The sequence below is a fragment of the Streptomyces lichenis genome (genome assembly GCF_023218175.1).
Taxonomy (GTDB): domain Bacteria; phylum Actinomycetota; class Actinomycetes; order Streptomycetales; family Streptomycetaceae; genus Streptomyces; species Streptomyces lichenis.
In genome coordinates this window covers 121,485-143,021 of record NZ_JALPTH010000003.1, presented here as the reverse complement: position 1 = coordinate 143,021, position 21,537 = coordinate 121,485, and the positions used below count along the sequence as shown (strand labels likewise).

Annotated in this window: 21 protein-coding genes; 14 read left to right on the top strand and 7 right to left on the bottom strand. The window is 74.1% G+C overall.

Annotation, left to right across the window (positions count from 1 at the left end; translation table 11 throughout):
- Positions 1–62 precede the first annotated feature (62 nt).
- The 6 genes from M1O15_RS04255 (at position 63) to M1O15_RS04230 (ending at position 5,386) form a co-directional block, all read left to right on the top strand.
- Positions 63–377, top strand: a complete 315-nt coding sequence (locus tag M1O15_RS04255) for a recombinase family protein (RefSeq protein WP_248631810.1) — start codon at positions 63–65, stop codon at positions 375–377.
- Positions 374–916, top strand: coding sequence for an ATP-binding protein (locus M1O15_RS04250; protein WP_248631809.1), 543 nt, complete (start codon positions 374–376; stop codon positions 914–916). The genes M1O15_RS04255 and M1O15_RS04250 overlap by 4 nt, the downstream gene beginning before the upstream one ends.
- Entirely contained in the window at positions 913–2,037 is a 1,125-nt protein-coding gene (locus M1O15_RS04245; RefSeq protein WP_248631808.1) for a methyltransferase domain-containing protein, read from the top strand. The genes M1O15_RS04250 and M1O15_RS04245 overlap by 4 nt, the downstream gene beginning before the upstream one ends.
- Positions 2,038–2,134: 97 nt before the next feature.
- Positions 2,135–3,205, top strand: a complete 1,071-nt coding sequence (locus tag M1O15_RS04240) for an ABC transporter ATP-binding protein (RefSeq protein ID WP_248631807.1) — start codon at positions 2,135–2,137, stop codon at positions 3,203–3,205.
- Positions 3,206–3,280: 75 nt separating this feature from the next.
- Positions 3,281–3,931 carry a DUF1707 SHOCT-like domain-containing protein gene (locus M1O15_RS04235; protein ID WP_248631806.1) on the top strand — a complete coding sequence of 217 codons (651 nt, stop codon included), beginning with the start codon at positions 3,281–3,283 and terminating at the stop codon, positions 3,929–3,931.
- A 150-nt stretch (positions 3,932–4,081) separates the two neighbouring features.
- Complete coding sequence (locus M1O15_RS04230) at positions 4,082–5,386, top strand: DUF445 domain-containing protein (protein ID WP_248631805.1); 1,305 nt, start codon at positions 4,082–4,084, stop codon at positions 5,384–5,386.
- A 151-nt stretch (positions 5,387–5,537) separates the two neighbouring features.
- Here the strand turns inward: M1O15_RS04230 and M1O15_RS04225 are convergent, their stop codons facing one another.
- The 3 genes from M1O15_RS04225 to M1O15_RS04215 form a co-directional block, all read right to left on the bottom strand.
- A complete protein-coding gene (locus tag M1O15_RS04225) occupies positions 5,538–5,843 on the bottom strand; it encodes a hypothetical protein (RefSeq protein ID WP_248631804.1) in 306 nt (101 codons plus the stop codon).
- Between the two features lie 128 nt (positions 5,844–5,971).
- The gene (locus M1O15_RS04220) at positions 5,972–6,505 is read right to left on the bottom strand and encodes an excalibur calcium-binding domain-containing protein (RefSeq protein WP_248631803.1); all 534 of its coding nucleotides are present in this window, start codon (positions 6,503–6,505) and stop codon (positions 5,972–5,974) included.
- Between the two features lie 158 nt (positions 6,506–6,663).
- On the bottom strand, positions 6,664–7,674 hold the full coding sequence (locus M1O15_RS04215; RefSeq protein ID WP_248631802.1) for an SEC-C metal-binding domain-containing protein: 1,011 nt from the start codon (positions 7,672–7,674) through the stop codon (positions 6,664–6,666).
- 175 nt (positions 7,675–7,849) lie between these two features.
- On the opposite strand from M1O15_RS04215, the gene M1O15_RS04210 reads away from it, so the two are divergent.
- From M1O15_RS04210 to M1O15_RS04200, 3 genes are all read left to right on the top strand, one after another.
- Complete coding sequence (locus M1O15_RS04210) at positions 7,850–8,215, top strand: DUF6412 domain-containing protein (protein WP_248631801.1); 366 nt, start codon at positions 7,850–7,852, stop codon at positions 8,213–8,215.
- A 357-nt stretch (positions 8,216–8,572) separates the two neighbouring features.
- Positions 8,573–9,289 (top strand): YidC/Oxa1 family membrane protein insertase, encoded by a 717-nt coding sequence (locus tag M1O15_RS04205; protein WP_248631993.1) that lies wholly within the window; start codon positions 8,573–8,575, stop codon positions 9,287–9,289.
- Between the two features lie 129 nt (positions 9,290–9,418).
- Entirely contained in the window at positions 9,419–10,276 is an 858-nt protein-coding gene (locus M1O15_RS04200; protein ID WP_248631800.1) for a fumarylacetoacetate hydrolase family protein, read from the top strand.
- A gap of 130 nt (positions 10,277–10,406) precedes the next feature.
- On the opposite strand, the gene M1O15_RS04195 is transcribed toward M1O15_RS04200, so the two are convergent.
- On the bottom strand, positions 10,407–10,889 hold the full coding sequence (locus M1O15_RS04195; RefSeq protein ID WP_248631799.1) for a heme-degrading domain-containing protein: 483 nt from the start codon (positions 10,887–10,889) through the stop codon (positions 10,407–10,409).
- Positions 10,886–12,001 (bottom strand): Gfo/Idh/MocA family oxidoreductase, encoded by a 1,116-nt coding sequence (locus M1O15_RS04190; RefSeq protein ID WP_248631798.1) that lies wholly within the window; start codon positions 11,999–12,001, stop codon positions 10,886–10,888. The genes M1O15_RS04195 and M1O15_RS04190 overlap by 4 nt, the downstream gene beginning before the upstream one ends.
- Before the next feature lie 62 nt (positions 12,002–12,063).
- On the opposite strand from M1O15_RS04190, the gene M1O15_RS04185 reads away from it, so the two are divergent.
- From M1O15_RS04185 to M1O15_RS04165, 5 genes are all read left to right on the top strand, one after another.
- Positions 12,064–13,317: an ROK family protein gene (locus M1O15_RS04185; protein ID WP_248631992.1), complete on the top strand. Its 1,254-nt coding sequence runs from the start codon at positions 12,064–12,066 to the stop codon at positions 13,315–13,317.
- Between the two features lie 196 nt (positions 13,318–13,513).
- The gene (locus M1O15_RS04180; protein WP_248631797.1) at positions 13,514–14,344 is read left to right on the top strand and encodes a hypothetical protein; all 831 of its coding nucleotides are present in this window, start codon (positions 13,514–13,516) and stop codon (positions 14,342–14,344) included.
- Between the two features lie 296 nt (positions 14,345–14,640).
- Entirely contained in the window at positions 14,641–15,420 is a 780-nt protein-coding gene (locus tag M1O15_RS04175) for an HAD-IIA family hydrolase (RefSeq protein WP_248631796.1), read from the top strand.
- An 85-nt stretch (positions 15,421–15,505) separates the two neighbouring features.
- Positions 15,506–16,126: a hypothetical protein gene (locus tag M1O15_RS04170; protein WP_248631795.1), complete on the top strand. Its 621-nt coding sequence runs from the start codon at positions 15,506–15,508 to the stop codon at positions 16,124–16,126.
- A gap of 146 nt (positions 16,127–16,272) precedes the next feature.
- Complete coding sequence (locus tag M1O15_RS04165; protein ID WP_248631794.1) at positions 16,273–17,298, top strand: glycoside hydrolase family 6 protein; 1,026 nt, start codon at positions 16,273–16,275, stop codon at positions 17,296–17,298.
- Between the two features lie 64 nt (positions 17,299–17,362).
- On the opposite strand, the gene glxA is transcribed toward M1O15_RS04165, so the two are convergent.
- Together glxA and M1O15_RS04155 are read right to left on the bottom strand one after the other, a co-directional pair.
- Entirely contained in the window at positions 17,363–19,321 is a 1,959-nt protein-coding gene (glxA, locus tag M1O15_RS04160; protein ID WP_248631793.1) for a radical copper oxidase GlxA, read from the bottom strand.
- Entirely contained in the window at positions 19,318–21,339 is a 2,022-nt protein-coding gene (locus tag M1O15_RS04155; protein ID WP_248631792.1) for a glycosyltransferase family 2 protein, read from the bottom strand. Before M1O15_RS04155 ends, glxA begins: the two co-directional genes overlap by 4 nt.
- Positions 21,340–21,537: the final 198 nt, after the last annotated feature.

The following is a 21,537-nucleotide window of genomic DNA, read 5'->3' as shown; positions in this document are numbered from 1 at the left end:
TACCCAAAGGGTCGCCGACATCACTCCAGGTGATCGTCGGCAAGGCGAGGGGAGCTCCAGCGTTGAACCCGCTGATCTTCGGCTACATGCGCGTCCCGCCGGACATGTCCGACGACGAGGCCAAGCGCAAGGAACACGACATGGAGGCGTACGCCCAGGCCGAAGGGCTCACCCTGGGCACCGTCTTCCACGAGCTTCTCCCCAACCAGCGCTCGGCGTTCGATGAGCTGGTCGCGGCCCTGCGGCGGGCCGAGTCGCACCATGTGGTCGTCCCCTCCTACCGCGACCTCGCGCTGACGGAGCGGCTGCAGAACGCCCTGCTGCTTCAGATCGAGCTTCAGACCGGCGCCACCGTCGTCGCGCTGGACGAGTCATGAACGCGCCGGTGCTGGCGCCGCTACCGCGCAGGGAACGGGCGGCCGCCTGCGACCAGTTGACCCTCGTCGCCGCCAAGTCGGCGGTCTCCTGCGCTCGGGCGTTCACCAGGCTGGCGCTGGCCAAGTGGTGTGCGGAAGGCGTGCAGGACGACGCCCTGCTCGTCGTATCCGAGTTGGTCACCAACGCCGTGAACGCGACGGGTGTGCCGGCTGGCGCGGAGGCCGGGCCCAATGTCGTCACCGTACGGCTGCTCGGCGCCGACGGTCGTCTGACCGTCGAGGTGTGGGACGTGTCGCGGGAGCGGCCCGTCCTCACCGACGCGGCGGAGGGGGACGAGGGCGGGCGCGGGTTGGCGCTCGTCGGCGCCCTGGCCGCGCGCTGGGGGTCGGATGCCGGACCGGGCGGCAAGGTCGTCTGGGCCGAACTACACACGGCGGCGACACCGATGCGAACCCCGGGCCGGGTGCCCTGGCAGCAGCCCTGGGCGCCCTGTGATGGCGACTTGCTGCGCCGGGTGCTGGCAGGCTTACAGAAGTGACCACACCCGATGTCCTGGCCAACGCCCTCGCTGCCAAGGGGGCGTTGCCCGACGAGTGGGCGCTGACGGTCCGGGCCGTCGCCCGGGCCGCGTTCCTGCCCGACGAGATCGAGGTCGGGGAGCAGCGCGTCGACCGGCGGGTGGACCCGGGGCGGTGGCTGGCGGCCGTGTATGACGACGTGCCGGTGACCACGCAGGTCAATGACGGCCGTCCTACGCCCGAGGGCGCGTACCGGCTGCCGACCTCGTCCAGCTCGATGCCCTCGGTCATGCTGGAGATGCTGGGGCTGCTCGACGTGCGCCCTGGGCAGCGGGTGCTGGAGGCGGGCACCGGCACCGGGTATCACGCGGCCTGGCTCTGCCACCGGCTGGGGGAGCGGAACGTCACGTCGGTGGACATCGACGGGAGTCTGGTGGAGGCGGCTGGGGAGGCGCTGGCGGCCGGCGGGTTCGCGCCTCGGCTGGGGGTGGGGGACGCGGCGGCCGGGTGGGCGGAGGGGGCGCCGTATGACCGGCTGATCGCGACCTACACCGTGCCGGAGATCTCGTACGCCTGGGTCGAGCAGATGCCGGGCGGGCGGATCGTCGCTCCCTGGGGCGGCAGCTTCTTCGCCCACTCGTATGCCGTGCTGGAGGTGGAGGAGGAGCGGGCGGTGGGGCGGTTTGTCGGGTGGCCCGCGTTCATGGGGACTCGGGTGGCCCGCCCGCACCGGGGCTTTCTGGGCGACTTCTACCGGCGGGGTGAGCGGGGGGAGATTGGGCGTACGGGGATCGATCCGCGTGCGTTCGCGGGGGACGTCGACGGGTTGTTCTTCGTCGGGCTGGCGCTCCCGGACGCCTGGTATCTGCTTGCCGAGGCGGGCGACGGCAGCGGGGAGGCCACCTTGTGGCTGCTGGCGGACGATCGCCGCTCCTGGGCGACTGTCGAGTATGTGCCGGGCGGGGGCGACGGTTTCGAGGTGGAGCAGTTCGGGGCGCGGCGGCTGTGGGCGGAGGCGGAGGGCGCGTACGGGGAGTGGAGGGCCCTCGGGGCTCCCTCGCGGGATCGCGCCGGGCTCACCGTGGATCGGGGAGGGCAGCGGCTGTGGGTGGACACCCCCGATAACCAGTGGCACCGGTGAGGGGCCGTCTCCCGGCCGGGAAATGGCGTGCCGAGGGGGCGTCGGCCCTGGAAGACTGTCCGGTTCGGGCGGGAACGGGGCTGACCGGGGAGCGTGTATGGCGGTGGTGGCGAGTGACGATGTGATCGTGCTCGACGAGGTGAGCAAGGTCTTCGACGTACGGCGGAAGACCGGGCTGCTGCGGCGGGAGCGGCGGCAGGTGCGGGCGGTGGACGGGATCAGCTTCCGGGTGGCCCGGGGGGAGATGGTCGGGTACATCGGGCCGAACGGCGCGGGCAAGTCGACCACCATCAAGATGCTGACCGGCATTCTGACACCGAGCGGCGGGCGGTTGCGGGTGGCCGGGATCGACCCGTCGCCGGGCTCGCGGGGCGGGTGGGGCGCGGGGGCGGGGAGCCGGGAGCGGACCCGGCTGGCGCGGCGGATCGGCGTGGTGTTCGGCCAGCGGACGACCTTGTGGTGGGACCTGCCGCTGCGGGACTCGTACCGTCTGGTGCACCGGATGTACCGGGTGCCGGACGACCGTTACCGGGCCAATCTGGAGCGGTGTGTGGAGCAGCTGGACCTGGGTGAGCTGATGGACGTGCCGGTCCGCCAGCTGTCGCTGGGTCAGCGGATGCGCGGCGACATCGCGGCGGCGCTGCTGCACGACCCGGACGTGCTGTACCTGGACGAGCCGACCATCGGGCTGGACGTGGTCTCCAAGGCGAAGGTGCGGGCGTTTCTGCGGGACCTCAACGCCGAGCGGGGCACCACGGTGCTGCTGACCACGCACGATCTCACCGACATCGAGCAGCTGTGCTCCCGGGTGATGGTCATCGACCACGGCCGGCTCATGTACGACGGGGCGCTGGCCGGGCTGCACGAGGTGGGGGAGAGCGAGCGGACCCTGGTGGTGGACCTGGAGCGGGAGCTTCCGCCGATCGAGGAGGAGGGCGCCCGGGTGGTACGGGTGGAGGGCCCGCGCCAGTGGCTGGCGTTCCCCGCCGCCCGCTCGGCCGCGCCGCTGGTGGCCCGGATCGCCGACCGGTACCCGCTGGTGGACCTGTCGGTGCGGGAGCCGGACATCGAGGCGGTGATCGCCAAGATGTACGCCGAACGGTCGGGGAGGCCAACGGAGGAGGAAGGGGAGGGGGCCGGGGTGGAGCCGGACGGGCAGCGCGTGTAGCCGCCCGGACCCGGGCACGGGCCGCTTGCTCGGTCAGGCCTGCCGGGTGGGCCCGGTGCGCCTTAGGCTGATCGTATGACCGACGAACTGCCCGCGATGCGGGCCTCGGACGCCGAGCGAGAGCAGACCGCGGAACGCCTGCGGGAGGCGATGGCCGAGGGGCGGCTGGACATGGCGGAGTTCCAGGAACGGCTGGACGCCGCGTACACCGCCCGTACCCGGGGTGAGCTGGTTCCGCTGGTCCGGGACCTCCCGGTGGCCGGGTCCGGGGCCGTGCCCGAGGGGCTGGAGGGCCCGGGCCACAGCTGGGTGGGCCGGGTGGGCAAGCCCGCCACCTCCCGGGGAGGGTTCGCGTTCTGGGGCGGCTTCGGGCGGCGCGGCAAGTGGACGATCGGCCGGACCTTCACCGGCGTCGCCATCCAGGCCGGCGGCGAGGTCGATCTGCGGGAGGCGGACTTCGAGGACCGCGAGACCGTCATCCGCTGCTTCGCCCTGATGGGCGGCATCGTGGTGACCGTGCCGCCGGAGCTGCATGTGGAGGTCACCGGCCTCGGCTTCATGGGCGGCTTCGACGACCGGGGCGCCGGCGAGGGCACCCCCGGCTCGCCCCGCGTCCGGATCACCGGCTTCGCCCTGATGGGCGGCGTCGGCGTGGAGCGCAAGCGGCGCAAGGGCGAGAAGAAGCGGCTGGAGAAGGAGCGGCAGGCCGGGGAGCTGGAGGGGTAGCCGGCCCGCGCCGGGCATCACCGGGCCGGTGGGCGGGAACTCGACGTGCGGCTCGGGAGTACGTCAGGTAGGGACGGGGACGTACGGCCGGGCGCGGGGGCGGTCCGGTCGGCCGGTCCCCGACACGCAGGCGTACGACGGGTGGAGTGGATGAACCAGACGAAGGACCCGGCGCCGGGCTTCTCGGCCGCGGGCTTCGCGTACACGGCCGCGGACGAGGAGAAGCGCCGCGGGGTGCGCCGGATGAAGCTCACCGCCACCGGGCTGCTGCTGCTCGTGGCGGTGGTGTACGTGCTGGCCACCTGGGCCGAGCGGTCCGGCGTCACCGGCTGGCCCGGCTATGTGGCGGCCGCCGCCGAGGCGGGCATGGTCGGCGCGCTGGCGGACTGGTTCGCGGTCACCGCCCTGTTCAAGCGCCCGCTGGGGCTGCCGATCCCGCACACCGCGATCATCCCGACCAAGAAGGACCAGCTCGGCGCCTCGCTGGGCTCCTTCGTGGGCGAGAACTTCCTCTCCGGCGACGTGGTGCGCGGGCGGCTGCGGGCGCTCGGCATCGTGGGCCGGGTCGGCGGCTGGCTCGCCGAGCCCGCGCACGCCGACCGGGTCACCGCCGAGCTGGCCACCGCCCTGCGCGGGGCGCTGACCGTGCTGCGGGACGCCGATGTGCAGGCCGTGGTGGGCGAGGCCATCACCCGGCGGGCGGAGGCGGTGGAGATCGCCCCGGGCGCCGGGAAGACCCTGGAGAAGATCGTCGCCGACGGCGCCCACCGCCGCGCCGTGGACCTGGTGTGCGCCCGCGCCCACGACTGGCTGGTGCTGCACGCCGACTCGGTGATGGACGCGGTGCAGGGCGGCGCCCCGGGCTGGACGCCCCGGTTCGTGGACCGCAAGGTCGGCGACCGCGTCTACAAGGAGCTGCTGCGGTTCGTCACCGAGATGCGGGACATGCCCGGCCACCCGGCGCGCGGCGCCCTCGACCGGTTCCTCGCCGACTTCGCGGCCGACCTGCAGGGGGACACCGACACCCGGGCCCGGGTGGAGCGGCTCAAGTCCGAGCTGGTGGCCCGCCCGGAGGTGCAGGACATCATCGCCTCCGCCTGGGCCTCGGTGCGGGCCATGATCCTCTCGGCGGCCGAGGACGAGCGCAGCGAGCTGCGGCTGCGGGCCCGGGCCTCGCTGATCTCGCTGGGCAACCGGCTGGCCGGTGACAGCCGGCTCCAGGCCAAGGCCGAGGGCTGGATCGAGGACGCGGCGGTCTATGTGGTGACCACCTACCGCACCGAGATCACCTCGCTGATCAGCGACACCGTGGCGAGCTGGGACGCCGACCAGACCTCCCGCAAGATCGAGGCCCATATCGGCCGCGACCTGCAGTTCATCCGGATCAACGGCACGGTCGTCGGCGCGCTGGCCGGTCTGCTGATCCACACCCTCACGCACGCGTTCGGCGGCTGAGGCGCCCCCGGACATCCGCGAGGGTGGTGCCGGGCGGGTGACCGGCCCCTGCCCGACCGGTCACCCGTCCAGCCACCCTGGGGAGGCACCCGGTAGTACGGAGGGGGAGGCGCCGGCGTTCAGCCCCTACGGGTACCGGTACCGGTCGGTCTCAGGCGCGTACGTTGCGGCCGACCGCCCAGGAGGCGGCGGCCATCGCCCCGGCCACCGAGAACACCGCGGGCCAGGCGCCGACCTTCTTGGCCAGCGGGTGCGACCCGGCGAACGCGGCCACATACGCGGCGGTCAGCGCGGCCGCGGCCTTGCCGCCGCTGTCGCGCGTCCACTCACGCGCCGCCACGGTGCCGGCCGCCGCCAGAGCCACCCCGCCCAGCGGCCGCTTCCTGGTCCACCGCGCCACGGCGTACCCGCCGACCAGCCCGCTCGCCGCCACCACCGTCGCCGGAATCCTGGCCATGTCCGTCCTCCTGTCCGTCGCCACGCCCATCGCGCGGCTCCTTTGCCACCGCCCGTCGCGACCGGGGGCCGCGCTCCGCGACCGAGGCTAGTACGGCGCCGGTGCGGCGGTACGGCCGGGCGGGCGGCTCAGCCGTTGTCGCAGCCGACGCCGTCGTTGTCGCGGTCCAGATGGGAGGCGTAGCCGGGTTCGCCTCGGTGGACCGGGGCGGCGCCCGCGGCCCGGGCGGCGGCGCAGTTGGCGTAGTAGACGTCCTCGGTGCCGGAGGTGTCCTCGTGGCCGCCGCCGTCGTCCGCGGCGGCCGGGGCGGGGGCCTCGCGGGTCACCGTGGCGGTCGCGGTGACGGTGACCTCGGTGGTCGCGGTGGCGGTGACCGTCCTGGTGGCGGTGACCGTGGGGGCGGGCTCGGCGGCGGCCGGGGTGGCGGTGACGGTGGCCGTCGCCGTGACGGTGGCGGCGGGCGCGGCCGCCTTCGCGGAGGTGCCCGAGGCCCCGTCGGAGGAGGAGGTCGCGGCACCGCAGCCGGCGCCGACCAGCAGGAGGAGCAGACCGCCGGCCCAGACCCGCTTCATCCGGTGGAGGGGACGGGCGGCGGGCGGGAGCGGGGCGGGCGGCGGGGGGACGAACGGGCCCTGGGGGTGCGGCTGGTACGGGTTCGTCATGGCGGCGTCTCCCTCGGACATGGGCTGACGTGGGGCCTGGCGCACCAGTCGTTCCCCGTGATGAGGGATGAACGTACAGTGGTTGAAGTGTGAAGGAAAGACGGACGACCGCCCGAATGTATGTCGGTGCCGGGCGGCCGTCCGTGCCGGAGGGGCGGTCAGAAGCGCTGGGTGCCGTGGCAGTCCGCGTACGGGCGCTGCGAGCCGCACCAGCAGGGGGCCGTGCGCAGCGGCGGCCAGGGGGTGGCGTGGCCGCGGGCGGCCAGGGTGGTGGCGTACTGGGGGAGCAGCGCGGCGTTGGACGGCGCGGTCGCCTCGGAGGCGGCGAACGCCTCGTAGGAGGGGACCGTGCCGCGGACGACACCCAGGTTCGGGGTGCCCGCGGCGGCCAGTTCGCGCAGCGAGGCCTCCAGGTCGGTGAGGTGCGCCCGGTGCGTCGGGTACTCGGACTCCAGCTCCGGGTAGGCGGCGAGGAGTTCGTCCAGCTCGGCCTCGGACCACAGCAGCACCGCCACCGGGAACGGGCGGGAGAGCGCCACGCGGAAGGAGCCCAGCTCGGAGCGGAGCCGCTCGATCTCCGCCTGGAGCTCGGCCGGGTCGGAGGAGCCGAGCGCCCACAGCCGCTTGGGGTCGTGGAGCTCGTCCAGGGACACGGGGGCGGTGTGCAGCCGGTCGGCGAGCCGGTCCCAGCCGTCGTGCTCCAGCGCCAGCAGCCGGCGCACCCGGTGCCGCCCGGCCAGCAGGGACTGCGCCGGATACGGCACCTCCTCGTCCCCGGCGGCCACCAGTGCCTCGGCCGCGGTGGTGAACGTCGCCTCCGACTCCTCCAGTTCGTCGTGGGCCTCCAGCGTCTCCGCCAGCACCTCCCAGGCGGCGGCGTCGGCCGGGGGCGTCGCCCGGACCCCGGCGATGATGGCGCGGGCCTCGGCCTCATGGCCGTACTCCCACAGGTTCGCCGCCTTCAGGGCCCTGATGAGCTGGGGGTTCTCCGGGGCGTCGGCGGCCAGCAGCTCGTCGTAGAGCGGGGTGGCCCTGGCCGGGTCGCCGGCCACCTCCAGATGGGCGGCGGCGCGCAGCAGCAGCGGCTCGCGGTCCTCGGGGTACTGCGCCGCGGTGCGGAGCAGGCGCTCGGCTTCGGTGATGTGGTCGGCAGGCGTGTCGGGGCGCATGGGTGACACCGTACTGCTGTGCGCCGGGGAGCAGCGGGGAGGCCGGGAAGAGGGGCCGAAGGGCGCCGGAGGACGTCCCGCGGAGGCCGGGGGAGAGGTGGCGCGATCGATGGCCGGATCCGGGAACTCCCGTTCGGGGCGGGGCGTTACAGTGTCGCGGGAGGGGGTGGCGGACATGGACCGCATCGCGAGGGGGACGACCCGCGCGACGGCCGGGACCGGCGGGCGCGTGGGCGCTCGGCCGCTGCCCTGGCGTAGCGGCCCGTTGTTCGTCCTCCTGGTCTCCCTCGGGCTGCTGTCCGTGCTCTACGCGGACGGCGGGGCGTTCACCGCCGCCGTGGCCCTGACCGCCGTCGGCGCCGCCTTCTCGGCCTGCGCCGCCCTCGCTCCCCGCCTGGTCCCCGTGGTGCCGCCGGGCAGGGTGCGCACTGCTCTGCGCGACCGTGAGCGGCGCACCTCCTTCCTGCCGCAGCGCGATCCCGACGCCTCGGGGCGAATACGCCCGAGGGCGCCCGGTCGTCCGGTGGCGACGGCCGCGTAGGGCGCCCGGCGCGCGAGCGACCGGACACCATCGCCACGGCAGCACACTCCCGTATCCGGGACCCTCCGCACCCCGGTGCACCGGCACCTTCGGTGCGTCCGTACCCCGGTGCCCCCGGATCCGGGACCTCCGCACCCCCGTGCGCCCGCACCCCGGGCCCACGCACACCAGGGTGCCCGCACCCCGGGTGCACCGCTGCCGGGTCAGGCGTCCCCGTGGTCCGTCCTTCCGAGCATCCCGACACCGCTGGTCTCGCGGCCCGCGCTGTTGTGCCCTTTCCTCGGTATGACGAGACCCCCGGAGGGTTCGCTTCCCATGTCCGCCCTTGCCTCACCCCTGTCCGTCCTCGCCTCCCCCATGTCCGCCGCCGCCTCGCTCGTCGAGGAGCTGGCCGGCCTGCTCCAGCCCGTCTTCCACGGTTCGGCCACCGCCGCCGCGATCGTGCTGCTCACCGTGCTGGTGCGGCTCGCCGTCCATCCGCTGTCCCGGGCGGCGGCCCGGGGGCAGCAGGCCCGGGTGCGGCTCGCCCCGCGCATCGCCGAGCTGCGCAAGCGGCACGCCAGGGACCCCGAGCGGCTGCGGCGCGCCGTGCTGGAGCTGCACACCGAGGAGAAGGTGTCGCCGCTGGCCGGCTGCCTGCCGAGCCTGGCCCAGGCACCGGCCTTCCTGCTGATGTTCCACCTGTTCTCCGGCGGGCGCCTCGGCGACCACACCCTGCTCGCCGCCCCGCTGGGCGGCCGGTGGACCGACGCCCTGGCCCACGGCGGGCTCTTCGGCCCGGCCGGGTTGGTGTACCTGGCGCTGTTCGCGATCGTCGCCGCCGTCGGCACGTACACCTACCGGCGCGGCCGTCGGGACCTGGCCGCGATGCCGGCGGCGGCGGTGGAGGGGCCCGGCGGTGCCGCGGTCGGCGGGCTGACCAAGGTGATGCCGCTGCTGGGGTACGCCACCCTGATCACCGTCGCCGTGGTGCCGCTCGCCGCCGCGCTGTACGTGGTCACCTCCACCGCCTGGACCGCCGCCGAGCGCGCCTGTCTGTACCGGGGCGGGGCCGCCGCACCCGTCACGGCCTGACGGGGCGGGCCCCGGTCCAGGGGGTGAACAGGGTCTTGCGGGACGGATCGGACTCTTGGACGATCGACCAATCCTGACGATGGCCGCACCCCATCGGCCGGGGCTCACCTCGACCACAGGGAGAAGACCATGAAGCTGCTGCGCGTCGGGACGGCCGGCGCCGAGCGGCCGGCGCTGCTGGACCGGGACGGCACTCTGCGGGACCTGTCGGCGATCGCCACGGACATCGACGGCACCCTGCTCTCCGATGCCGCCCTGCTCGACCGGATCAGGGCCGCCGCCGGGGCCGGTGTGCTGCCCCCGCTGGACGGCGCCGGGCTGCGGATCGGCCCCCCGGTCGCCCGGATCGGCAAGGTGGTCTGCATCGGGCTGAACTACCACGACCACGCGGCCGAGACCGGCGCCGCGACCCCGGCGGAGCCGGTGGTCTTCCTGAAGGCGCCGGACACCGTCGTCGGCCCGGACGACACCGTCCTGGTGCCGCGCGGCAGCGTCAAGACGGACTGGGAGGTGGAGCTCGCGGTCGTCATCGGCCGCACCGCCCGCTACCTGGAGTCGGCCGAGGAGGGGTTGGCCCATGTCGCCGGGTACGCCGTCTCGCACGATGTCTCCGAGCGGGAGTTCCAGATCGAGCGGGGCGGCACCTGGGACAAGGGCAAGAACTGCGAGACGTTCAACCCGCTGGGTCCCTGGCTGGTCACCGCCGACGAGGTGCCCGACCCGCAGGCGCTCGGCCTGCGGCTGCGGGTCAACGGCGAGCCGCGGCAGAACGGCTCCACCGCCGACCAGATCTTCCCGGTCGGCGAAGTGGTGCGCTATCTCAGCCACTTCATGACCCTGTACCCCGGGGACGTCGTCAACACCGGCACCCCGGCGGGGGTGGCGATGGGCCAGCCCGAACCCAAGCCGTACCTCCGGGCCGGGGACGTGGTGGAGCTGGAGATCGACGGCCTTGGCCGCCAGCGCCAGCAGCTGAAGGACGCGTAGGGGCAAGGGATACGGGGAGGGGGCGCGGGTGCCCCGGGCCCGGACGCACGTCCGGCCCGGGGCACCGGCCTCCGGTCGTTGCCCGGTCTGTCGCTGCCCGGTCTCCGGTCGCTGCCCGGTCTCCGGAGGGCTACCCCCGGCCCGTGAAGCGGGTCAGGGCCTCCACCGCCAGGGCGTGGTCGTCCAGCTGCGGCAGGCCCGAGACCGTCACCGTGCCGACCACGCCCGCGCCCCGCACGGCCAGCGGGAACGAGCCGCCGTGCGCCGCGTAGCGGGCCGGGTCCAGCCGGGAGTCGCTGTCGAAGGACTTGCCCCGGGCGCGGAAGCGGGTGCCGACCAGCAGCGAGCTGTCGCCGTACCGCTCCACCACCCGGCGCTTGCGGTCGATCCAGTCGTCGTTGTCGGCGCTGGAGCCGGGCAACGCGGCGTGGAAGAGCTGCTGCGGCCCGCGCCGGATGTCGATCGCCACCGGCAGGGCGCGCTCGCGCGCCAGCTCCACCAGCAGGGTGCCGAGCGCCCAGGCGTCCTCGTGGGTGAGCCGGTCCAGGGTCAGCGCCTCCTGCTGGGCGGTCAGCTCCTCGACGGCGGCCGGGTCGGCGGGAAGAGTGCTCACAGGGCCACCGCCACGCCCTCGCGGGCGGACCGGCGGGCCGCCTCCAGTACGTCCAGGGCGTGCGCCGCCTCGGCGGCGGTGACCGGCGGGGGCGTACCGTCGCGCAGCGCGGCGGCGATGCCCGCGTAGTACGCCGGGTAGTCACCGGGCAGCGAGGGCGCCGGGCGCACCTCGTCCCCCGCGCCGACCGTGCCCCACTGCGACTCGGGCTCCACGCCCCAGCCCTCCGGCCCGGGCGCCCCGGGGCGGGTGCCCGCCCGCAGCGCCGCCTCCTGCGGGTCCAGCCCGTACTTCACGTAGCCGGCGCGCGAGCCCAGCACCCGGAAGCGCGGGCCCAGCCGGGCCGTGGTCGCGCTCACCCAGAGATGCGAGCGGACGCCGCCCGCGTGGGTGACGGCGATGAAGGTGTCGTCGTCCGCCTCCGCGCCGGGGCGGCGGACGTCGGACTCCGCGTACACCCGTACCGCCGGGCCGAACAGCGTCAGCGCCTGGTCGACCACATGGCTGCCCAGGTCGTACAGCAGCCCGCCGATCTCCTCCGGCGCCCCGGACTCACGCCAGCCGCCCTTGGGCTCGGGCCGCCAGCGCTCGAAGCGGGACTCGAAGCGCTGGACGTCCCCCAGCTCGCCGCCGTCCAGCAGGGCGCGCAGCGTGAGGAAGTCGTTGTCCCAGCGGCGGTTCTGGAAGACCGAGAGCAGCAGCCCGCGCTCCTCGGCGAGCGAGGCCAGCGCCCGCGCCTCGGCCGCGGTGCCGGCCACCGGCTTGTCCACCACGACCGGCAGCCCGGCCCGCAGGGCGGCGGTGGCCAGGGAGACATGGGTCTTGTTGGGGGAGGCGATGACGACCAGGTCCAGCCCGTCCGGTCCGCCGCCGGCCCGCGCCCACAACTCCTCCGCCGAGTCGGCGAAGGAGACCTCCGGGAACTCGGCCCGGGCCTGCGCGCGCCGTTCGGGGTTCGCGGTGACGACCGTGTCCAGGACCAGGCCCTCGGTGGCGGCGATCAGCGGGGCGTGGAACACCGAGCCGGCCAGGCCGTAGCCGATCAGCCCGACCCGCAGAGGCGCCGGGGAGGGGGTGTCCGGGGGTGGGGTATGCGGAGTGGTGGCAGTCATACCCCCCACTTAAGCAACGCTGTTGCCAAACTGCAAGCAACCCCCACAATGGAGCCGTGAACATGGGTCTGGGCGCGAATCTGCCGGCACTGCGCAACCACAACACCGCACTGGTGCTGGGGCTGCTGCGGGCGGCCGGTGAGGAAGGGGTCAGCCGGCTGGAGCTGGCCGGGCTGACCGCCCTCACCCCGCAGGCGGTCAGCAAGATCACCGCGCGACTGCGGGCGGACGGCCTGGCCGAGGACGCGGGCCGCCGCGCCTCCACCGGCGGCAAGCCGCGCACCGTGCTGCGGCTGGTCCCCGGCGCCGCGCACGCGGTGGGCCTGCATCTGGACCGGGACGAGCTGACCGCGGTCCTGGTCGACCTCGCGGGCACCGTGGTGGAGGCCAACACCGTGGCGCTGGACCTGGGCGCGGGCGCGGAGGTCGTGATGGAGGTCGCCGAGGGCGAGGTCGCGGCCCTGACCGGCGCCCGGGGAAGCGGCGCGCGGAGAGACGGCGGCCGGGATGCCGGGGGCGGCGGAGACAGGAGGAGCGCGGGGGGCTCCTCGGGTGGGCGGCGGCCGGTGCTCGGGGTCGGGGTGGCGATGCCCGGGCCGCTGGACCACCTGGCCGGCGTCCCGCACCGGGTGACCGGCTTCCCCGAGTGGAACGGCTTCCCGCTCCGCGACGCCCTCGCCGACCGGCTGGGCCTGCCCGTCGTCCTGGACAAGGACACCAACACCGCCGCGCTGGCCCTCGCCCTGCGCGGCCGGGAGGGGGAGGCGGGGGCGGCGGCGCACCCGGGCTCCTTCGCGTACCTCCATGTGGGTACGGGGCTGGGCGCCGGGCTCGTCCTCGACGGGGCCGTCTACCGGGGCCCGCGCACCGCCGCGGGGGAGTTCGGCCACCAGACGGTCCAGCTGGACGGGCCCCCCTGCGGCTGCGGCGGGCGCGGCTGCCTGGAGGCGCTCTGCCTGGCCGCCGTGGCCCGGGGCGACACGGCGGGGGCGGCCCGGGTGCTCGGCGCGGGCGCGGCCAATCTGGCCGGGCTGCTCGACATCGACCGGGTGCTGCTCGGCGGCCGGGTGGTCACCGCCGCCCCCGCGGCCTTCACCGAGGGCGTGGCCGCGGTGCTGGCGGAGCGCGCCCGGCGCAGCGGCGAGCCCGCCGTCCCGGTCGCCCTCGCCGAGGACCCGGCCGACGCCGACGCCGACGCCGACCGGAGCACCGGCACCGGCGACGACCGGAGCACCGGCACCGATCGCGCCGCCTCCGGGCACCTGATCGCCGAGGGCGCCGCCCAACTGGTGCTCGCACCCCTCCTGGGGCGCTGACGCCGACGCGCGGGAGCCCGTCCGGACCCGCGCGTACGGCCATCCGGCTGAACGGCCTGGCCCGCTCGGTACGCGAGAGGCGCGGCGTGGGAGGTTCTCGGGGCACGACTGCCCACGCCCGCCCCGCCCTGACGGCCAGGCCCCGGTCCTCCGGACGGTGCCGTCCCGGCGGGCCAGGTCCCCGCGGAGGTCCGCCATGCGACTGCGTACCGCTCCCGCCGTCGGAGTCACCGCCGCCGTGCTCGCCCTCGGCGCGGCCGGTGCCGCCGCCGCACCGGGGCAGGCCGCCGGCCTCGGCGAGACCGGCCGGACCGGGCCCGGGGCACACTCCGCGCGGGTGGAGCCCGACCGGGGGCCCGGGCCGGACCGCGGTGCGTTCGAGGCGGCGCTGCCCGGCCGGCAGCCCACCTGCGGCGACCCGGCCGCCCGGGACTTCCCGATCCGCACCCGCGTCCTCGGCGGCCCGGCCGCGTACCAGCCCGGCGGCGGCTTCCACCGCTGGAGCGTGGAGCTGACCAACACCACCGCCCAGGCCTGCGGCAACATCCACCCGGTCATCGTCTTCACCGACCGCTCCCGCACCCTGCGCCCGGCCCAGGTCCAGCTGGAGTTCTACGAGGAGGACGGCGGCGGACGGCACTACCCGGCGACCGTGGAGACCACCGACCGGCATGAGCTGGTCGGCGTCCTGGACGACAGCGCCGACGGCTTCCCCGGCTACACGGTCCCGCCCGGCCGGACGGTCACCGTGCCCGTCCGGCTCGCCTTCACCTCCGACGCCGGGCCCGACGCCGTCACGGTCAACGCGGCGATCGTGCAGCGCCGCGGTGACGACGGGGACTGGGTCGGCACGTCCCCCGACTACCGGTTCACGCTCCACGACGGCGGCCGGACCGGTGAGCGGGCCGAGGAGCTGCCCCGTACCGGCCGCGACGTGCTGATCCTGGCGGGCGCCGCCGCCGGCGCCTTCACCCTCGGCGCCGGAATGGTCGCCCTCGCCGCCCGCCTCCGCCACCGCCGCAGCTGAGCCGCGCCCGACCGGGGAGCCCCACCCCCGTAGCCGAGCCGTCCCCACCGGGGAGCCCCACCCCCGTAGCCGAGCCCTCCTCCGGCCCGGGCGGAGTCCTGCCCCGGCCCGGGCTGATCCCTTCCCTGGCTCGGAACGGGGCCTCGGAACCGGCCCCCGGGCCGCCCCCGGCTCTTTCCCCTGGCCCGCCGAGTGGCTGACTAGGCTGGGGGCGTCGCCACAGCGCTGTCGCGGCGTCCCCAGCAGACAGCAGCATCCCTCACCGGGATGATCCAGTACGGCAGGAGTCCCGCACCATGGCAGAGCGCAAGCCGATCGAGTCCTGGCTGACCGACATGGACGGCGTCCTCATCCACGAGGGCGTGCCCATCCCCGGCGCCGACTCCTTCCTGAAGAGGCTGCGGGAGAAGGAGCGGCCCTTCCTGGTGCTGACCAACAACTCCATCTACACCGCCCGCGACCTGCACGCCCGGCTCGCCCGGATGGGCCTGGACGTGCCGGTCGGCAACATCTGGACCTCGGCGCTGGCCACCGCGCAGTTCCTGGACGACCAGCGCCCCGGCGGCACCGCGTACGTCATCGGCGAGGCCGGGCTGACCACGGCCCTGCACGACATCGGCTACGTGCTCACCGACCACGACCCGGACTACGTGGTGCTCGGCGAGACCCGCACCTACAGCTTCGAGGCGCTGACCAAGGCGATCCGGCTGATCAACGCCGGCGCCCGGTTCATCTGCACCAACCCGGACAACACCGGCCCCTCCACCGAGGGCCCGCTGCCCGCCACCGGCTCGGTGGCCGCGCTGATCACCAAGGCCACCGGCCGCGAGCCGTACTTCGCGGGCAAGCCGAACCCGCTGATGATGCGCACCGGGCTGAACGCCATCGGCGCGCACTCCGAGACCAGCGCCATGATCGGCGACCGGATGGACACCGACGTCCTCGCCGGTCTGGAGGCCGGGATGGAGACCTTCCTGGTGCTCACCGGCTCCACCACTCCGGCGGACGTGGAGCGCTACCCGTTCCGGCCCTCCACGGTCGTGGACTCCATCGCCGACCTGGTCGAACGCGTCTGAGCCTGGCGCGGAGCCGGTCCGCCGGGCGCTCCTCGGGATGCGAGAAGGGCCGAACGGGGTGAACCTTCCTTCCAGGAGGTTCACGATGCGTTCAGCTCTGTTTGCTCTCCGTGCGCCGCTTGCCGTGGCGGGTGCGGCGGGCGCCCTGGTGCTCTCCCCGGCGGCCGGGGCCGCCCACGCCGGGGACGGTGCCGACCGGGTCCCGGTGCGGGCCTTCGTCGCCCCGGCCACCGCCGTCCCGGGCGCGGGTCTGGAGGTCGAGGTGCTCGGCTGCCCGGGAGGGCGCGGCGAGGTCCGCTCCCCGGCGTTCTTCTCGGTCGCCGAACTGTCCGGGCGCGACGGGGCGGGCCGCCCGCTCTACGGGTCGACCACCGTCGCCTCGCACGCCCGCGCGGGCGGCCACCCGATGGACGTGGTCTGCGGCGGCCGCACCCACCACGACGCCGGTAGGGTCCAGGTGGCCCACCAGCCCCCGGTCTCCCACGCCCGGGGTGGCGGCCCGAACGGTACGGCCGCCCCGGTCTCCACCGACGAGCCGCTGAGCCTGTCCGCCGCCCAGGCGCCGATCGACCTGGGGGCCGCCGACGAGCAGGGCCCGGGCACCCCGCACACGGTGATCGGGCTGGTGCTCGCCGGGGTCGCCGCGGTCGCGGTCGCGCTGCGCACCTCGCGCCGCCGCCGCGAGACCCGCTCCCGTCCCGAGTGACCCCGCCGGTGTCTGATCGGGTGTCCGCGCCGGTGGCCGCCTCCGGCGCCGCTGGTACGGGTGTGTCAGGATTGGCCGGACCGGCCTTGACCGGGGCGGGACGCCTGGGGGGCGGGCCCGCCGAAGGCACACCCAAGGGGGAGTCGATGTACGGCAGTTTCACCGGGCGTGCCCGCGCCGGGGCGGCCGCGGCCGGGGCGGCGGCACTGCTGCTGCTGGCCGGGTGCTCGTCCCCGGACGCTCCGGCACCCGAGGGGCCCGAGGCGGCGCCCGGTGTGGGGCAGCAGCCCAAGGGCGCCGACCCGTTCTGGGTGAACCCGAAGAGCAAGGCCGCCGCCGCGCTGGAGAACTACCAGCGCAAGGGCGAGAAGGACAACGCCGAGCTGGTGCGCCGGATCGCCGCCCAGCCGGTCGGCGAGTGGATCGGCGTGGAGACGCCCGAGGAGGACGCCCGCGGCTACACCGAGGCGGCCGCCAAGGCCGACCGGGACGCGGTGCTGGTCCTCTACAACATCCCGCACCGCGACTGCGGCCAGCACTCCGCGGGCGGCGCCGCCGACGGCGACTCCTACCGGGCCTGGCTGGACAAGGTGGCCGCCGGTATCGGCGACCGCCGGGCCACCGTGGTGGTGGAGCCGGACGCGGTGATGCACATGGTGGACGGCTGCACCCAGGAGCAGTACCACGAGGAGCGGTACGACCTGCTGAAGGGCGCCGTCAAGCGGCTCAAGCAGCTGCCCGGCACCCGGGTCTACCTGGACGCGGGGAACGCCGGCTGGGGCAAGCCGGACCAGATCTTCGAACCGCTCCAGTGGGCCGGGGTCGGGGAGGCCGACGGCTTCGCGGTGAACGTCTCCAACTTCCAGACCACGGCCGCCAGCACCGAGTACGGCAAGAAGGTCTCGGAGAAGGTCGGCGGGAAGCCGTTCGTCATCGACACCAGCCGCAACGGCAACGGCCCCTACACCGAGGGCGACCCGGCGCAGAGCTGGTGCAACCCGCCCGGCCGGGCCCTCGGCGAGACGCCCACCACCGAGACGGCCGACCCGAAGGTCGACGCGTATCTGTGGATCAAGCGCCCCGGCGAGTCCGACGGTGACTGCAAGGGCGGCCCGCGCGCGGGCGAGTGGTACCCGGACTACGCCCTGGAGCTGGCCCGCAACTCGGCCTGACCCGCACCTTTCACGGCCGGGCCCAGCCCCGCGCGGGCCGGGCCCGGCCCCAGGCACCTCGGCCTCAGGGCACCTCGACCCAGACCGCCTCGCTCGGGGTGCCCTTGTCGTCGGTGACGAAGAGCATGTACCAGCCGGAGGGCACCAGGGCGCGGTTCTTCGGCACGGTCACCTTGATCCCGTCGGCCGTCTTCTCCATGTCCAGCGCGATCGAGCGCTGGTCCACGTCGGTGACATGGGTGACGGCGCTGGGCCGCATCAGCTTGGCCGTCCTGACCTTGGCGGCGCCGGGGACGGTGAAGGTCCCGCTGCCGCCGCGTTTGATCGTCTTCGGGCCGCCGGTGACCTGCGGGCGGTCGTCCCGGTAGCGGTAGGGCGGGGTGTAGATCTCGATGCGCTGCTCGAAGACGCCGGGCCGGGTGTTGGCCGCGTCGGAGTAGAGCGAGTCGGAGCCGAAGATCATCACCCGGCCGTCGGGCAGCAGCACCGAGCCGGAGTGGTAGTTCCGGCCCACCTGCGGGTCGGCGACCCGGGTGTACGCGCCGGTCCGGGGATCGTAGGTCCGCGCCTCCAGGACGTTGGAGCCGCTGCGGCCCCGGTAGTCCTCGGAGCCGCCGGTGACCAGCAGGCTGTCGTCCGGGAGCAGTGAGGCGCTGGGGTAGCGGGTGCCCTTGTCCAGCGCGGCGCCGTCCTTGAAGCGGGGCTTGGGCGCGTTGAGGTCGACCAGCCGGGACTTCTCGCTGGAGTCGGTGGACTCGCCGACCCCGCCGCCGCCGATCACCATGAACTTCTGGTCCTGGGCGGGCGGCAGCATCACCGTGGCGGAGGTCTCCATCCGGTCGGCGTCGCTCAGCCCGGGGATCTTGTCGAACGTGTTGGTCTCCAGGTCCCACACACCCGGGTCGCGGCCCACGTCGGCGGGGCCGTAACCGGCGTTGGAGCCGGAGTAGAACAGCTTGCCGTCGTCCAGCAGGAAGATCGCCGGGTAGGTGGGGAAGCGCCGCTCGAACCCGGTGTACTCCCACTTCTTCGTCTTCGGGTCGTAGATCTCGTCCTTGCCGGGGACGATCTGCCCGATCTCGTCGAGGCCGGAGAGGGAGAGGACCTTGCCGTCCTTGAGCGTGGTGAGCGTGGGGTACCAGCGGGCCTCGTTCATCGGGTCGACCTTGATGTACTTCTCGGCCACCGGGTCGAACTCGAAGGCGTCCCTGATGCCCTGGAAGTCCTTCTTGTCCAGGGCGAGCTTCTGTGCCATGCCGTAGACGTTGCGGGCGTCGGCGCCCTTGAGCCCCGCCACCTTGTAGTTGTCCTCGGTGCCGGTCTCGAACTCCTTGCCGGACTCCTCGGCCTCCACATAGATCCGGCCCAGGCCCGGCTCGGTGCGCAGGAAGGCACCGGTGGCCTTGTCGTGGACCTTCTCGGCGCGCTCCACCACCACCGGGTCCTTGGAGACGAAGGTCTTGCCGTTGGCCTTGCCGGTGAAGCGGGTGCCGGCCGGCAGCGTCATCGGCTTGTCCGGGTTCTCGTTGTGCACGATCATCAGGCCGCCGGCCTTGGTGACATCGCCCTGGAGCTTCTCGTACCGCTTGGTCCCGCCGGCCACCAGCAGCTTGCCGTCGGGCAGCTGGGTGTGCCCGGCGCAGAACATGTCCTTGGGCGTGGGGATCTTCTTGAACGCGTTGGTCTTCGGGTCCCACAGCACCGACTCGAACTTCTGCGCGTCGAAGTTCTTCTGGTTGTTGCCGGAGCCCGCGATCAGCAGCACCTTGCCGGTGTGCAGCAGCGCCGCGTGGATGGCGTTGATCCGGAACTCGGCCGGTACGTCGAGGAAGTCCCAGTGGCCGTTGGCGGCCTTGTACTCGGGCTTGTTGATCGTGTAGTCGTGGTACTTCTCCGAGCCGTACCGGTACAGGGCAGGCCCGTTGAACCCGGCGACCACCGCGACCACCGCCGTGCCGATCAGGATGCGGCGGGCGCGGTTGCGGCGGTGGTTCGGCCGCGGCCGTGCGGGCTGGGCGCTCATTTCTGCTGTCCCCCAAGGGCGATCTGCATGGTGTCGTTCTGCTCGGCCCAGCTCGGCCCGGTGTTCGCCGCGGCCTCGGCGGCGGCGTCAGCCGCCGGCTGCTCTTCGGCGGTACGGGCCGGGGCGGGCGCCGCCGCCGGCAGCGGGGCGGTCGCGGCCGGCTGCCCCGCGCCGTGCCGGCCCTTGGCCCGGTGGCCACCGCGCCGCTCCCCCCGCCTCGCCTCCCGCGCCGCCTCGCGCATCGAGTAGCGCCAGGCGAAGATCGGCGCCGCGGTGATCAGCAGCGCCAGCGTGGCCCAGGTGATCATCGCCGGGTGGTCATGGCCGAGGAAGAACGAGGAGACCAGCGAGCCGCCGAAGACCAGGATGAAGAAGAGGTGGATGCGGAAGGTGCCGAAGAGGGTGTCCGGGCTGGACGAGTCGCCCTTCGGGGTCACCACGAAGCTGGACTTGCGGCGCAGCACCGCGTCCATCAGCGAGCGGGCGTAGATCGGCGCGGAGAGCGCCGACATCACCATGCCGGCCAGTCCGCCGGAGCCCTCCGGCTCGTGCGGGGAGACGTTGTGCCGGCGGTTCCAGATGTACAGGCCGATCTGGAGGGCGGAGGCGTTGCCGTACAGCATCATCCAGATCAGCGGGTCGATCTGCACACCGGAGGCGCCCATGCCCAGGAAGAGGGCGCAGCTGAGCGCGGCCAGGATCCAGTTCAGCGCCGACATCGGGTAGAAGATGATCATCATCGTGTAGTTGAAGAGCTTGCCGGGCGGCAGTGAGCCCCAGCCCTTCCAGTACTGCGTGAGGATCGTCTCGTAGGTGCCCCGCGACCAGCGCAGCTGCTGGGTGAAGAAGTCGGTCCAGGCGGTCGGGCCCTCGCCGACGGCCAGCACGTCCGGGGTGTAGACCGAGCGCCACTTGTTGCCGGTGCCCGGGTTGCGGTGCCGGTGCATCTCGAACCCGGTCGCCATGTCCTCGGTGATCGAGTCGTACAGCCCGCCGATCTGCTTCAGCGCGGAGATCCGCACCGCGTTGGAGGTGCCGACGAACATCGGCGCCCCGTAGCGGTTGCCGGCCCGCTGGATCAGCGCGTGGAACAGGAACTGCTGGGACTCGGCCGCCTTGGTGACGAAGGTGTCGTAGTTGCCGTACACCTGCGGGCCGATGACGAAGCCGACGTCCGGGTCGCGGAAGTAGCCGAGCATCCGCTCCAGGTAGTTCGGCAGCGGGACGTGGTCGGTGTCCACGGAGGCGAAGAAGTCGTAGTCGCCGCCGTGCGCCTCCAGCCAGGCGTTGTAGTTGCCGTGCTTGGTCTTGGCCCGGTGGGCGCCCTTGGGCTGGTTCCACTTGGCCACGCCCTTGCGGGAGAAGTGGCGGACGCCCAGGCGCTCGCACACCTTCTTGACCTCGGGGTCGTCGCCCTCGTCCAGCAGCCAGACGTGCATGAGGCCCCGGTGGCGGATCCGCACGGCCGCCTCCAGTGTCTTCGTCACCATCTCCAGGGGCTCCTTGCCCGGGACGAAGGAGGTGAGGAAGGCGACCCTGGTGCCGGACTCGGGGACCACGGGCACCGGGTCGCGGGCGACCAGGGTGGCGTGCGCGTTGGAGAGCACGTTCAGGGTGCGGAACAGCTCGATCAGACCGATCGACACCAGCATCACGATGTCGAGGATCAGCAGCAGGTCGTTGTCGAGGTTCGGGTCGCGCTCGGTCCAGTGCTGGGGCTGCATCAGCCAGGCGAACAGGCCCAGCGACACCAGCGGCGCGGCCCCCAGCAGCAGCGCGGCCCGGATGCGGTGCGGCTCCTGGGATATCAGCGAGCGGTACTGCACGGTGTACGGCTTGCCGGGCGGCGGCTGGGTGAGCGGGCCGGCGAGCCGGCTGTAGTGCTCGTAGTCGTAGCGCGGCAGCGGCTTGTCGGCCGGGCGCGGGCGCCGCCCCGACCTCAGCTGCGGGGGTATTCGGAGCTGGGTGGTCTGGGACGGGTCGAGGTCCCGCCGGGCGCCGGACGGCGTCGAGGTCATGTCATCCCCCCGCACGCGTGCTGCCGCGTGGTGCGTGATCGGTCGAGTCGTACGGTCCGAGGCGCGCGTCCGCGTGGGTCGCGTCCGGTGCCCCGGTGGCGGGGCCACCTTCCCCCCAGTCCTGTGAGACAGGAAAGGCGGCTGCCCGGTTGTATGAGACAGATCACGGTGGGAGCACGGCCGCCGCCCGGGGTGCTC